Annotated in this window: 10 protein-coding genes; 6 read left to right on the top strand and 4 right to left on the bottom strand. The window is 65.1% G+C overall.

Annotated elements, in window-relative coordinates; all coding sequences use genetic code 11:
* Positions 1–114: 114 nt before the first annotated feature.
* Positions 115–1962 (bottom strand): glycoside hydrolase family 15 protein, encoded by a 1848-nt coding sequence (locus tag AAHK20_RS12435; protein ID WP_449181754.1) that lies wholly within the window; start codon positions 1960–1962, stop codon positions 115–117.
* Between the two features lie 271 nt (positions 1963–2233).
* Between AAHK20_RS12435 and AAHK20_RS12430 the strand changes: the two genes are divergently transcribed.
* Positions 2234–2482 (top strand): hypothetical protein, encoded by a 249-nt coding sequence (locus AAHK20_RS12430; protein WP_449181753.1) that lies wholly within the window; start codon positions 2234–2236, stop codon positions 2480–2482.
* 82 nt (positions 2483–2564) lie between these two features.
* Here AAHK20_RS12430 and AAHK20_RS12425 read toward each other — a convergent pair whose 3' ends face one another.
* The gene (locus AAHK20_RS12425; RefSeq protein ID WP_449181752.1) at positions 2565–2720 is read right to left on the bottom strand and encodes a DUF3096 domain-containing protein; all 156 of its coding nucleotides are present in this window, start codon (positions 2718–2720) and stop codon (positions 2565–2567) included.
* Between the two features lie 889 nt (positions 2721–3609).
* On the opposite strand from AAHK20_RS12425, the gene AAHK20_RS12420 reads away from it, so the two are divergent.
* Positions 3610–3972, top strand: coding sequence for a BON domain-containing protein (locus AAHK20_RS12420; RefSeq protein ID WP_449181751.1), 363 nt, complete (start codon positions 3610–3612; stop codon positions 3970–3972).
* A gap of 135 nt (positions 3973–4107) precedes the next feature.
* Here AAHK20_RS12420 and AAHK20_RS12415 read toward each other — a convergent pair whose 3' ends face one another.
* Both AAHK20_RS12415 and AAHK20_RS12410 read right to left on the bottom strand, forming a co-directional pair.
* The gene (locus tag AAHK20_RS12415; RefSeq protein ID WP_449181750.1) at positions 4108–7572 is read right to left on the bottom strand and encodes an FtsK/SpoIIIE family DNA translocase; all 3465 of its coding nucleotides are present in this window, start codon (positions 7570–7572) and stop codon (positions 4108–4110) included.
* A gap of 215 nt (positions 7573–7787) precedes the next feature.
* On the bottom strand, positions 7788–8348 hold the full coding sequence (locus tag AAHK20_RS12410; RefSeq protein WP_449181749.1) for an META domain-containing protein: 561 nt from the start codon (positions 8346–8348) through the stop codon (positions 7788–7790).
* A gap of 163 nt (positions 8349–8511) precedes the next feature.
* Here AAHK20_RS12410 and purT point away from each other — a divergent pair, with 163 nt between their 5' ends.
* The 4 genes from purT (at position 8512) to AAHK20_RS12390 (ending at position 13629) form a co-directional block, all read left to right on the top strand.
* Entirely contained in the window at positions 8512–9726 is a 1215-nt protein-coding gene (purT, locus tag AAHK20_RS12405; RefSeq protein ID WP_449181748.1) for a formate-dependent phosphoribosylglycinamide formyltransferase, read from the top strand.
* Positions 9727–9740: 14 nt separating this feature from the next.
* Positions 9741–10121, top strand: a complete 381-nt coding sequence (locus AAHK20_RS12400; RefSeq protein ID WP_449181747.1) for an MliC family protein — start codon at positions 9741–9743, stop codon at positions 10119–10121.
* Between the two features lie 322 nt (positions 10122–10443).
* A complete protein-coding gene (locus tag AAHK20_RS12395; protein ID WP_449181746.1) occupies positions 10444–12108 on the top strand; it encodes an acetolactate synthase large subunit in 1665 nt (554 codons plus the stop codon).
* Positions 12109–12192: 84 nt separating this feature from the next.
* Positions 12193–13629, top strand: a complete 1437-nt coding sequence (locus tag AAHK20_RS12390; RefSeq protein WP_449181745.1) for an aldehyde dehydrogenase family protein — start codon at positions 12193–12195, stop codon at positions 13627–13629.
* The last annotated feature ends 131 nt before the right edge of the window (positions 13630–13760 follow it).

Raw genomic sequence — 13760 nt, 5'->3', positions numbered from 1 at the left:
GAGAGGGATGATTACAGTTTCCTTGCGGTGCGGCAGAAATTCACCGAAATACGACACCGGCCCACTTGTTTCGCATCAATCGAGCCAGCCTTGCCGGCCGGCTGCGCGGGGCGTCTATTCGCGGCCTTCTGCCGCGGATGCATTCTCCGCACCGTTCTGCGCAGGATGGCCGGTCGCGCGAGTCATCCCCTGTTCGTGTCGCATCAGGTTCAAGCCCGTATGCACGAGCGCCACATGCGAGAACGCTTGCGGGAAGTTGCCGACGAGCCGCTTCGTCTCCGGGTCGTATTCCTCCGATAAAAGACCGACGTCGTTGGCGAGCGACAGCAGGCGCTCGAAGAGCGCGTGCGCATCGTCGAGGCGTCCCTGCAGCGCCAGGTTGTCGACCAGCCAGAAGCTGCACGCGAGAAAAGTGCCTTCTCCGGGCGGCAGGCCATCGTCGACGTCGCCGGTGTGATAGCGCAGGACGAAACCGTCGCGCATCAGGTTCTTTTCGATGGCTTCGACCGTGCCCGCGATGCGCGGATCGTTGGGCGGCAGAAAGCCCAGCAGCGGCATCAGCAGGGTGGACGCATCGAGGTCGTCGCTCCCATAGGCTTGCGTGAACGCGTTGCATGCCGGGTTCCATGCCTTCGCGCAGACGTCGGCGTGAATTTGCTCGCGGACTGCGCGCCAATGTTCGAGCGGTGCGGGCAGGTCGAATTTTTCCGCCGAGCGTATCGCGCGATCGAAGGCCACCCAGGCCATCACCTTCGAGAACGTGAAGTGCTGGCGGCCGCCGCGCACTTCCCAAATGCCTTCGTCGGGCTGCTGCCAGATCGTCTCGAGATGGTCGAGCATCGCGCATTGCACCGACCACACGGTCTCGTCCGTCTCCAGGCCGCCGACACGCGCCAGATGTAGGGCGTTCATCACTTCGCCATACACGTCGAGCTGTAGCTGACCGACCGCGTTGTTACCGATGCGCACCGGTTTCGCGCCCTGGTAGCCGGGCAGCCAGTCGATCTCCGATTCGGGCAGCCGGCGCTCGCCGGCCAAGCCATACATGATCTGCACTTGCGACGGCGAGCCCGCCATCACGCGGCCGAGCCAGGCCCGCCATGCGCGCGCCTCGTCGTAGTAGCCGCCGCGCATCAGCGCGAGCAGCGTGATGGTGGCGTCGCGCAGCCAGCAATAGCGGTAGTCCCAGTTGCGCGTGCCGCCGAGGTGCTCGGGCAGTGACGTGGTCGGCGCCGCGACGATGCCGCCGGTCGGCTCGTAGGCGAGCGCCTTGAGCGTGATCAGCGAACGGCGGATCGGCTCGGCATAGCGGCCGCTTACCTCGCAGCGCGACGACCAGTCGCGCCAATGGTTTTCGGTGCGTGCGAGCGACGTATGCGGATCGCGCGCGGGCGGGATGCGCAAGTGCGAGGACGCATACGCGAGCGTGAACGGCACGCGCTCGCCCGCCGACACCGTGAAGTCGGAGACGGTGTGCATGTTTTCGCCGCGCAGTTCGACCGGCGTGCGGAGCACGACGGTGTCCGGCCCGACGATCGCCTTGATGCCGTTGTCGCGCGAAAGGCTCGTGACCCACGGCACCGAAAAGCCGTAGTCAAAGCGCAGCACCAGCTCCATCCGCATGCGCACGGTGCCGCGCCTGCCGACCACGATGCGCGCGAGCTCGGACCAACCGTTGCCGGGCGGCATGAAGTCCACCACGGTCACGGCGCCCTCGGCCGTTTCGTAGTCGGTCTCGAGGATCAGCGTCTCGCCGCGATAGCGGCGCGTGATCTTCGGCGTGTCGTCCGTCACGGGCGAGAGCAGCCAGCGCCCGTGCTCGGGCTCGCCGAGCAGCGCGGCGAAACAGGCGCCGGAATCGAAGCGCGGCCAGCAGAGCCAGTCGACGGAACCGTCGCGGGAGATCAGCGCGGCGGTATGGCCGTCGCCAACGAGTGCGTAGTCTTCTATGGGTGCGGGCATGGGCAGGATTCGGGTAAAAACTGCTGAAACGTAATCAGGTCAGCAGACTAATGGCAAAAAATGGTCAAAGACGGCAAGAAGCCGGGAGAAACTGATCGGCAACCGCCAGATAACGGCAAAAAGAATGCATCTTTCGTTGCCATGGCCGGACCGGCGTCGCTACAATCAGGCTTCAAACTATGCAGGCCCACGTGCGGCATCCGTCGCGATGCCATGCGAATGCGGCCATCAACGCGCTCGTGTTTTGCACCCTTTGCGAGGATAAGACGCCATGCTGAATCCGTCGAAAGTCGACTGCATCACGATTCTCTCCGCCGCCAGCGAAGTGGGCGACGGCGCATTTCTGCCTCTCGAACATCACCGTCTCGGACTCACCCGCAACGGCATGGAAACGGCCGCTGCGTTTCTCATCGAACGTGCCTGCTTTACGCATCATCGTCGTGAAGACGATGGCCATTATGCGGTGGGTGGCCTTTCGTTGCAGGGGCGGCTGCGTCTCGATCAATTCGTGAACGGCTGACCGGCCACGGGGCATGCCTCGCGTGGCGTAGCGTTGGACCCATCTCGAAGCGGCCGGCATTCATGCCGGCCGGTTGCGCTCGTCACAGATGATGCGATCCGCCCACGCCGAACAGCCCGATCACCCCGATGATGATCAGATACAGCGCGACGATGTAGTTCAAGAGACGCGGCACCACCAGAATCAAAATGCCGGCGATCAGCGAGATGAGCGGTCCCAGGCTGAGTGTGATGTTCATTGTTGGCTCCTTGGGTGGGTGACGTCAGGGGGCGGCGTCATGCTTCGCAGTCCTTGCGCAATGCGTTACCGGCACGACGCGCCCGCCGCCTTGTCCCGTGCATCGCAGCAATCGAGGCGGCAGCAATAAAAACGGACCCGCACGACAGAGCGTCCGCGCGGGCCCGAAACTGCCGTCCCACGGGGGGCGGGGGCGGCAGGGGAACGAAATCGGCGTTTCCGGTGATCTTTTGCTTCAAGAGAGCGGCATTGTTCGACGTCCGCGCAATCGGCCCGCTTGCTTTCAAGCAACGCCTATGCCCAGGCTGGCGCGCTACGCCGCGCGCGCCGAGCGCTTCGATCGATCGGCTTCGCTCATCGCCTCCACTTACGCCGTTTCGGCCGCGGTTTCGTCATGACGCGCTGCGTTCGCGGCAGCGTCGCGAACAGGCGTCAAACGATGACTAACTCTTGCAATCGCCGCGCACGATTTACGCGCGGCGATTGCCCGGAGACTCATAGGATGAAATCGGCGCTCGTGCGTAGCATCTTTTGCCGCCGCCGGTACGCCAGATTGACGCATCGACTTCCCCGGCTTGGGAGGCGAGGATGAATAACATAGAATCGAAAACGCATGGCCCGGTCCGTCTGGCGATATGCGCGCCCTTTCCGGCAAGGCCGAGCGGTGTGCGGCCCGAGCAATACACGGAAAGTGTGGAGTGCGCAATTTCTGCGGGGGCGTAGTGCTCTCTTACAACACAAGATTGGCGAAAGCGGTATAGACTCCCACACCGCAACGCCTGAAGAAGCGCAGTTGCATCGAGTACCAGTAGTCACAGTTCGTCCAGCGGTCCCCTTCCTGTGCGACTTCCATAGGGATCGTCGCCAACTATGAAAAAAGGAGAATGTGAATGAAGGCTATTCAGGCAATCAAGCTGGCAAGCGGCGCGCTGATTATCGCGGCTTCCGTTAGCGCCTTTGCACAAGCAAGCGATACGGGCATGGCCTCGGCTCCGGCAGCGGGCATGTCGAAGCATCACTTCAAGATGAGCCCGGCTGAACGCGCGTTGAGCAAGAAGGTGCGCTCGGCCCTTGCCAAGGCGAAGGGCGTGTCGGCTGCGAACATCATTGTTCGTGCCCAAAACGATGCAGTGATCCTGGAAGGCACGGTGCCGGATCAGGGGCAATCTGATAAGGCCACCACCGTTGCGCAAGGTGTCGCCGGTGTGGGCTCGGTCAAGAACGACCTGACCGTGAAGGAAGAAGGCCAGTAATTCCGGTCTGCGGCGAGGCCCCCTCCGTTTGCGAGGGGGCCTCGCTTTTTCTGCCGCATTTTCCGCCGCGTTTTCCGCCGCACTTCCTGCTGATACTCGGCGTCTGCTTCACCCCCCGCTCGTTTCCATTCGCGACTATTCCGCCGGCCCTGGCGCCAGCACTTCGCGGCTGCCGTTGATGCCCATCGACGACACCAGCCCCGCCGCCTCCATCTGCTCGACAAGCCGCGCCGCGCGGTTGTAGCCGATGCGCAACTGACGCTGCACCGACGAGATCGACGCGCGCCGCGTGCGCACGACGAACGCCACGGCTTCGTCGTAGAGCGGATCGGCTTCCGCATCGGGCGCATCGCCGAACAGATCCTGCGCCGCGCCTTCGCTTGCCGGCCCGTCGAGAATGCCGTCCTCATACTGCGGCTCGCCGAATTGTTTCAGATGGTCGACGATCCGATGCACTTCCTCGTCCGTGACGAACGCGCCGTGCACGCGCTGCGGGTAGCCGGTGCCGGGCGGCAGGAACAGCATGTCACCCTGGCCGAGCAGCGACTCGGCGCCCATCTGATCGAGGATGGTGCGTGAATCGATCTTCGACGACACCTGGAAGGCGACGCGAGTCGGAATGTTCGCCTTGATGAGACCGGTGATCACGTCGACCGAGGGGCGCTGCGTCGCCAGAATCAGATGGATGCCGGCCGCGCGGGCTTTCTGCGCTAGCCGTGCGATCAATTCCTCGATCTTCTTGCCGGCGACCATCATCAGATCGGCGAGTTCGTCGATCACGACCACGATGAGCGGCAGCGTCGACAGCGGCTCAGGCGCCTCGGGCGTGAGCGAGAACGGATTGGTCAGCTTTTTCTCGGCGCGCTCGGCGTCACGCACCTTCTGGTTGAAGCTCGCCAGATTACGCACGCCGACCGCCGACATCAGCTTGTAGCGCTTCTCCATTTCGCCGACGCACCAGTTGAGCGCGTTGGCCGCGAGCTTCATGTCCGTGACGACCGGCGCGAGCAGGTGCGGGATGCCCTCATACACAGAGAGCTCGAGCATCTTCGGATCGATCATGATGAGGCGCACGTCCTCGGGTGTCGCCTTGTAGAGCAGCGACACGATCATCGCGTTGATCGCCACCGACTTGCCCGAACCGGTCGTGCCGGCCACGAGCATGTGCGGCGCCTTGGCGAGATCGGTAACGACCGGTTGACCAATGATGTCCTTGCCCATTGCGAGCGTGAGTTGCGACGCCGAGTTCTGGTACGCACCCGATTCGAGGATCTCCGAGAGGCGGATCGTTTGCCGCTTCGCGTTCGGCAACTCGAGACCCATGCAGGTCTTGCCGGGGATCGTCTCGACCACGCGAATCGAGGTGAGGCCGAGCCCGCGCGAGAGGTCCTTCATCAAGCCGACGATCTGGCTGCCGCGCACGCCGAGAGCGGGCTCGACTTCGAAGCGCGTGATGACCGGGCCGGCGGATGCGCCGACCACCGTCACCGGCACTTTGAATTCCTGCAGGCGCTGTTCGATCAACTGACCGGTTTCGGCGAGACGCTCTTCGGGAATCGTCTCGATGTCGCCGGAAGCGCGCTCGAGCAAATCGAGCGAGGGCAACTCGATCGACCACGCCTTCGGCGCGTGGAATTCGAATTCGGTCGGCGTATGGCCGCGCAGGGCAGGGCGCGGGGCGGAGGGGTCCGATGACGTGTCGGTGGCGGCAGGTGCAGTGCTATCGGCTTGCGCTGCCGGGACGGCAACGGATTCGGGCAGCGCTGCGCCGGGGAAGCGGACGACGTTGGATGGCGCGGCGTCGTTGGCGGCCGGCTCGGGGGCTGCGGCGAGCAGCAACGGATTCGCAGGTTGCGATGTGTTGTCCTGTGCCTCGTCATCACGGTTGCTCGACGGTGGCGCCGGTTCCTCCCGTGTCGCTACTGACGATTCGGACGGTTGCGATGCGGGCGCCGTCGTCGCTGCCGGTGCGGTAGTTGCTGCTGCGCTCGCTGGCGCATTGGCGGGGCGCAGCAACGCATCGAACGTGACTGACGTGGCCCAGCGCGGCGCAGACGCTGCGACAGGAACGCTAACAGGTGGCACCGGTGTTGCCGCAAGCGGATTCGGCGCTTGATGAGGCGGTGCGGCAGGCGGCGCCGGTTCGTCGGCTGTGGCCCAGGGGGCGAGCGGCTGGGGCGTTTGTGACGTCTGTGGCGCTTCGACTGTCGTATCGAGCTCAGGGGCAATGACGGTTTCTACAGCAACGCTTGCCGCTTGGGCGGGTTCGCTCGTGGTTTCGGTCACGGGCGAAACATCAGCCGGCGAGCTCTCGTGCGATTCAGGAGCGGCTTCCGGCGCTTCCATATCGGCTTCGACGTCGGCCGCAACCTCAGGCGCGACATCGGAGGCAGCCTGATTCTCCACGGCGGGTTCATCAGCAACGGCATGCGTGTGCACCAGCTGAGCCGGTTCGCCCATCGTTGCCGGCATCACCTCGTCTGCCGGAGAACTCGCCATTGTGCTGCTGCGGCGAGCGAGGCTCGCGCCCGCAAGCGTCGTCCAACGCGCGGCGTTTTCCTCGATCGCGCGCAGCGTCTCCTGCACGCTCGCGGATGGCGAAGGCGACGTCGCTTTCGGATAGTCGGGCTGGCGAGGCGGCGTGGTAACCGGGTAGCGGCGAGTCACTGGGCGCGGCGCCGCTGACGCTGGGCGAGACCCGACGGGCGGACGCAGCGGCGCCGTTCGCCGCGTCGCCTCGGCGGCTTTCGATGCGGTCGACCCGAGCGTTACGGGGCGTGGATTCGATGCGTTCATCGGCGTATGCGGCGCGCTGTTCGCCATCGCGCCGAATCCTGCGGTCATATCGCCTAGCGGTGAGCTCGTGCCGGCGGGTGCAGCCGCCGCCGCTCCGCGCCTGCCGATTAGCGCATCAGCGTCCGGTACACCGGCGCCCGGCATATCCGTGCCCCGCGTGCCCACATGCGCGGATGCAGCCTGATCGCGCAGCCAGCCGGCTGGCGCGACGGGTTCCGTCGGTGCACTGTCGCGCGCGACGCTGCTGCCGCCACGCGAAACCGCTGGCGGACGCCAGACCGTCGGACGTGCATATCGGCCGGTTTGCTTGGGCGCCATAGGATTCACGCTCGCGCCGGACGCGACCGATGCAGCGGACGCGCTAGACGCGGCAGACGCGCTCGCCGCTTCGGCCGCGCGCCGCCCTCGCGGCTCGTCGCCGAGTTTTTTTCCGTCGAGCGGCAAGCCGAGCCCGAACGCGGCGTTGGCCCAGCGCAGCACGCTAGTCCAGCGAAAGCCGATGAGCCACGGCACGCTGACGAACATCAGCGCGAGCATGACGAGCGGCGTGCCGATGCGGCCGAACAGATGCCCGAAGCCCGCGGCAAGCGTGTGGCCGAGCCCGTCGGCGCCGCTCGAAGCGAAGCTTGCCTCGAGCGTGCTGCTTGCGAACAGCACGCCCACAAAGCCGAGCCACAAGCGGATCGTGCCGGGACCGCGCAGTCCGCCGCCGCCCGGCAGCGCCGCCTTCGCCAGACGCCAGAAAAGAGGAAGGAACCAGACGGCGGAGATGCCGAACCAGCCGAGAACTACCGTATGCAGCATGCTAGAGCCAGAGACTGACGAAAGACGGACACGCGCTTTTCGCGCAACCCGCCGAGTTTAACCGGTGAAGCGAGGCGCCTCTAAGACAGAGACGGGCCCATCAGGCGCCCGAAAGATGCGAGCAAGGCGCGTCAAGGCCACGCCCCGCGAACGGCCGCATGCATTCGAGGCGCGGGCGTCGCGACGCGGCATGGCGTGAGCGTTGCGCGCTGCGATCATTGGCCGCGAGGATGCGAAAAAATCAGCGTCTCGCCGTTATCGAGCACGATCTGCAATTGCTGAGGCGGCTTCATTTGCACGCCCGCTTTTGCGACGTGCGCGAGCCCGTCGAGATACGCGCCCTCCAGATCCCCCGCCGCGGATTGACACGCCTTGCGCGTGCTGGCGAGCGGGCCGAACGACAAGCTGCCGTTCTTGAGCGTATAGCTGCCGGTATAGCGGTTGCAGCCCGAGAAGCCGCTCACGCGGCGCTGGCCGCCGGCGGTCGAGAAGTCGAGCGTGAGCGCGTCGCCGCTCGCTCCGCTCGTGTCGTTCCCGGCTTGCGGAAGCGTGCGCCCGCTGCCGTCGGCGTTTTTCCATTCCGCCAATTCCCAGCTCGTGTCATCGAGCAGTTGCGTTGCCGCGGGATTGAACGGATCGCTTGCCGGCGCGGACGAATCGAGGTGTTTCGGCATCGCGCAGGCGGCGACGAGCGTGGCTAAGGTCAACGCGCTCAATGAAATCTTTGCGCGCGCAAAAAAGATGGCGCGTCGCGGCGCGATTGACTGATTCGGCATGACCTCGTTCCTCTTCAAGCTGGCGAAGGCGTAAGGGTAACGCACTCCGCGGCGTCTGCGTCGCGAGTCTGGGGTCGGCCGTTCGGCATATGTGTCGCGCCGATGCGTAGTGTTAACATCGCGCATCCATCGTTTCGTCTCTTTCGATATTTCGGGAACTCTCATGCAGATCGGTCAACGCTTCGGCACGCCGCTGTCGAAATCGGCCACCCGCGTCATGCTGCTCGGCGCCGGCGAACTGGGCAAGGAAGTCATCATCGCGTTGCAGCGGCTTGGCGTCGAAGTGATCGCCGTCGACCGCTATCCGAACGCGCCCGGCCATCAGGTCGCGCATCGCGCTCACGTCATCGACATGACCGACCGCAACGCGCTCATCGACCTCGTCAAAGCGGAACAGCCGCATTTGATCGTGCCGGAAATCGAAGCGATCGCCACCGACGCGCTCGCCGAAATCGAAGCCGCCAACCTCGCCGAAGTCATCCCGACCGCGCGCGCGACGCAGCTCACGATGAACCGCGAAGGCATTCGGCGCCTCGCTGCCGAGGAGCTCGGCCTCGCGACATCGCCCTATGCTTTCGCGCAATCGCTCGACGAGCTGAAGGCGGCGATTGCGGAGATCGGCTATCCGTGCGTCGTGAAGCCGGTGATGTCGTCGTCGGGCAAAGGGCAGTCGGTGCTGAAGAGCGAAGCCGACGTCGAGCCCGCGTGGCAGTACGCGATGGCGGGCGGCCGCGTGAATCACGGGCGCGTGATCGTCGAAGGCTTCATCGCCTTCGACTATGAGATCACCCAGTTGACGGTGCGCGCCGTCGATCCCGCCAGCGGCGGCACGCAGACGTATTTCTGCGAGCCGGTCGGCCATGTGCAGGTGGCGGGCGACTACGTCGAATCGTGGCAGCCCCAGCCGATGAGCGCGCTCGCGCTCGAACGTTCGCGCGACATCGCGCATAAGGTGACGGCGGCGCTCGGCGGACGCGGTTTGTTCGGCGTCGAGCTCTTCGTGAAGGGCGACGACGTGTGGTTCTCGGAAGTGAGCCCGCGTCCGCACGACACGGGGCTCGTTACGCTGTGCTCGCAGCGCTTCTCCGAGTTCGAGCTGCATGCGCGCGCGATTCTCGGCCTGCCGGTGGATACCTCGCTGCGCGCGCCGGGCGCGTCGGCGGTGATCTACGGTGGGCTCGACGAAGCGGGCATCGCGTTCGAGGGCGTGCGCGACGCGCTCGCCGTGCCGTTCACCGACCTGCGTCTGTTCGGCAAGCCCGAGAGCTTCAAGAAGCGCCGCATGGGCGTCGCGCTCGCGACCGGCGAAGATACCGACGAGGCGCGCGAACGTGCGAAGACCGCGGCGGCCAAGGTTCGGCCGGTATCGGCGGGCTGACCGGGAGGTTGTGCATGAAACCATCGACCATCGCGCGCGTCGTCGCTGCTGCGCTCATTGCCTGCGCTACGGTCGGCGCCAGCTCCGCGGCCTCGGCAGCGTCGCTCACGTTCCCCGAGATTCCGGCGGTCAAGCCCAAGACTTCGACCTATACCTGCGCGAATGGCAAGACGCTGAAAGTGTCGTACTGGAATACGGCCAACGGGCAGAGCTTTGCGCTCGTCCCGGTGAAAGGGCGCACGTTGTTGTTCGTCAATACGTTCGCGGGGTCCGGCGCGAAGTATCAGGCTGAGAATTACACCTGGTGGACCAAGGGGCTGCAGGCCAACCTCTATGACGCGATGGCGGGCGCGAACGCGCCGCCCATCCTCGCCGGCTGCGTGACGCTGCGCTGAAGCCGCTAGTGGGGCGCTTCGCCCGAAGCGCCCCGAGTGTCCCGCTCTACCTTGGCTTGCCCTCCCGCGCAGCTCGCTGCGCGTCGCGTCCCAATCTCCTAGAATCAAACTTCGCTTCGCCGTTTTCGGCCCGCAGCTGGCCGCAAAGGCCAAGCGTGCTTCTCCTATCGATGGGCCGCGAACGGCCAGCATGCGTTGCCTCGCGGCGCACGCGTGGCGTCTTCGTCCGGCGTGGCGGGTCGGCACGCTGTCGGCGTTGCGTTTCCGGTCCGGTTGCGCGGGGCCGTGCTCTGCGCGTGCGTAGTTCTCAGCGAGGCCGCTCATGAAAGCATCGGATCTATTCGTCAAAGCGCTGGAGGCCGAAAACGTCGAGTACGTGTTCGGGATTCCCGGTGAAGAAAACCTCGATCTGCTCGAATCGCTGCGCCGTTCCAGAATCAAGCTCGTCCTCACGCGGCACGAACAGGCGGCGGGCTTCATGGCCGCCACCTATGGGCGTCTGACCGGCCGCACGGGCGTTTGCCTGTCGACGCTCGGGCCCGGCGCCACCAACTTCGTGACCGCCGCCGCCTACGCGGAGTTGGGCGGCATGCCGATGCTGATGGTCACGGGCCAAAAGCCGATCAAGTCGAGCAAGCAAGGGAGTTTTCAGATCGTCGACGTCGTGCGGATGATGGAGCCGCTGACGAAATACACGCGGCAGATCGTGTCGATCGGCAACATTCCGGCGTTGGTGCGCGAGGCGTTCCGGCGCGCTGAGGAAGAGCGCCCGGGGGCGGTGCACCTCGAACTGCCCGAAGACGTCGCGCACGAAGAGGGCGACGGCAAGCCGATTCCGAAGAGCTTCAGCCGCCGTCCGGTCGCCGAGGACAAGGCTGTCGCGCGCGCCGTGGCCGCTATTGTTGCCGCCAAGCACCCGCTCCTGATGGTGGGTGCGGGCGGCAACCGCAAGACGACGCGCACCATGCTTGGCGAATTCGTCGACCAGATCGGCATTCCGTTCTTCACGACACAGATGGGCAAGGGCGTGATCGACGAATCGCATCCGCTGTGGCTCGGCAATGCGACGCTCTCGGACGGCGATTTCGTCCACCGCGCGATCGATCACGCCGATTGCATCATCAACGTCGGCCACGACGTGATCGAAAAACCGCCGTTCTTCATGCGCGGCGCCGACGCGGGCGAGAAGACCGTGATTCATGTGAACTTTCTCGGCGCGCAGGTCGACCCGGTGTATTTCCCGCAGATCGAGGTGGTCGGCGATATCGCGAACGCGGTCTGGCAGATGAAGGAAAGCCTGAAACCGAAGCGCGAGGCCGCCAAGTGGGACTTCTCTCGCTTCATGGACATCAAGGCGCATTTCGACGCGCACCTCGCGAAGGGCCAGGACGACGCGCGTTTCCCGCTCTACCCGGTGCGGATCGTCCACGACGTGCAGGAAGTGATGCCCGACGACAGCATCATTTGTCTGGACAACGGCATGTACAAGATCTGGTTCGCGCGTTACTACCGCGCGCACGAGCCGAACTCGCTGTTGCTCGACAATGCGCTCGCGTCGATGGGCGCCGGGCTGCCGTCGGCGATCGCGACCAAGATCGTGCATCCGGACCGCAAGGTGATGGCGGTCTGCGGCGACGGCGGCTTCATGATGAACTCGCAGGAACTGGAAACGGCGGTGCGCCTCAAGCTCGATCTCGTGGTCCTGGTCCTGCGCGACGACGCGTTCGGGATGATCCGCTGGAAGCAGGAGAACATGAATTTCCCCGACTACGGCATGACGCTTGCTAACCCGGACTTCGTCGCCTACGCGCAGAGCTACGGCGCGCAGGGGCATCGCGTCGAATCGGCGGAGGCGTTCGCACCCCTGATGCGCGAATGCTTCGCGACGCCCGGCGTGCATTTGATCGACGTGCCGATCGACTACTCCGACAACGAGCGAGTGCTCAACCGCGAGATCAAGCGCTTGAGCGCCGCTTTGACGATTTGAGGCCAGGGCGTGGCCGGGCCGTCACGGCGCTCGGCCTCGCCTGGCTAAACCCAGTCATGCGCACCGCGCCAAGGAGAACGAGTCATGTTGCAGAAGACTTACCCGTACTACCTCGCGAACCGGCCCGTCGAGGCCAATACGGACCTCGAAGTCACCGACAAATTCAGCGGCGAAGTCGCGACCCGCGTCGCCATGGCGGACGCGAAGGCCATCGATGAGGCGATCGGCCACGCGGTCAGCGCGCAGCATGCGTTGCGCGAATTCCCGCCTTACGCGCGCCAGGCGGTGCTCGAGCACTGCGTGAGGCGCTTTCGCGAGCGCTTCGACGAGCTGGCGATGGCGCTGTGCATCGAGGCCGGCAAGCCCATCAACGACTCGAAAGGCGAAGTGACGCGCCTGATCGATACCTTCAAGGTCGCCGCCGAGGAGGCGGTCCGTATCGATGGCGAGATCCTCAATCTGGAGATATCGCCGCGCGCGCGGGGCTATTACGGTTATGCGAAGCGCGTGCCGATCGGGCCGTGCTCGTTCATCTCGCCGTTCAACTTCCCGCTGAACCTCACGGCGCACAAGGTGGCGCCCGCGATCGCGGCCGGCTGTCCGTTCGTGCTGAAGCCCGCGAGCCGCACGCCGATCGGCGCGCTGATCATGGGCGAGATCCTCGCGGAAACTGACTTGCCGGAAGGCGCGTTCTCGATCCTGCCCGCGCATCGCGACGGCGCGGACCTCTTTACCACCGACGAGCGGTTCAAGCTGCTGTCCTTCACCGGGTCGCCCGCCGTCGGCTGGGAACTCAAGAAGAAGGCGGGCAAGAAGAAGGTGATCCTCGAGCTGGGCGGCAACGCGGCGGCGATCGTCGACGGCGATCAGCACGATCGGCTCGACTACGTGGTCGAGCGCCTCGCATTCGGCGCGTACTATCAGTCGGGGCAGAGCTGCATCGGCGTGCAGCGGATTCTCGTGCACGTCGACCTCTACGACGCGCTGCGCGAAAAGCTGATCGCAAAAACGAAGTCGCTCAAGATGGGCGACCCGAAAGACCCGCAGACATTCGTCGGACCGATGATCTCCGAATCCGAATCGAACCGGCTCGCCGGATGGATGGAGCAGGCCGTGCTCGCGGGCGCGAAGATCGTGGCGGGCGGCAAGGTGGACGGCGCGATGTTCGAGGCGACGCTGCTCGAAGGCGTGCATCGCGATCAGGACCTCTACCGTAAGGAAGCGTTCGGTCCGATCGCGATCCTCGAGAAATTCAGCGATTTCGACCAGGCGCTGATGACGGTCAACGACAGCGATTTCGGCCTGCAGGCCGGCATCTTCACCGATTCGCTCGCACACGCGCACCGGGCGTGGGACGTGCTCGAAGTGGGCGGCGTGGTGATCAACGACGTGCCGTCGTTCCGCGTCGACAACATGCCGTACGGCGGCGTCAAGGATTCGGGCCTCGGGCGCGAGGGCATCCGCTACGCGATCGAGGATATGACCGAGTTGCGCCTCATGGTGATGCGCGAATTGCGCTAAAGCCGCGCTGTCATGCCGTTGCCGTTTGCCGGGGCTACCCTGGCGGGCGGTTGTGCCGCTGGCGCCCGGCTCTGCGGGCGATAGCGGCACGGTGCTACAATACCGGCCTTTCCGGCGGGGATTCTGCGCCG

This window comes from Trinickia camelliae, assembly GCF_053525655.1.
Note: the sequence above shows the minus strand (reverse complement) of the source record. Positions and strands in the feature narration are given on the sequence as shown.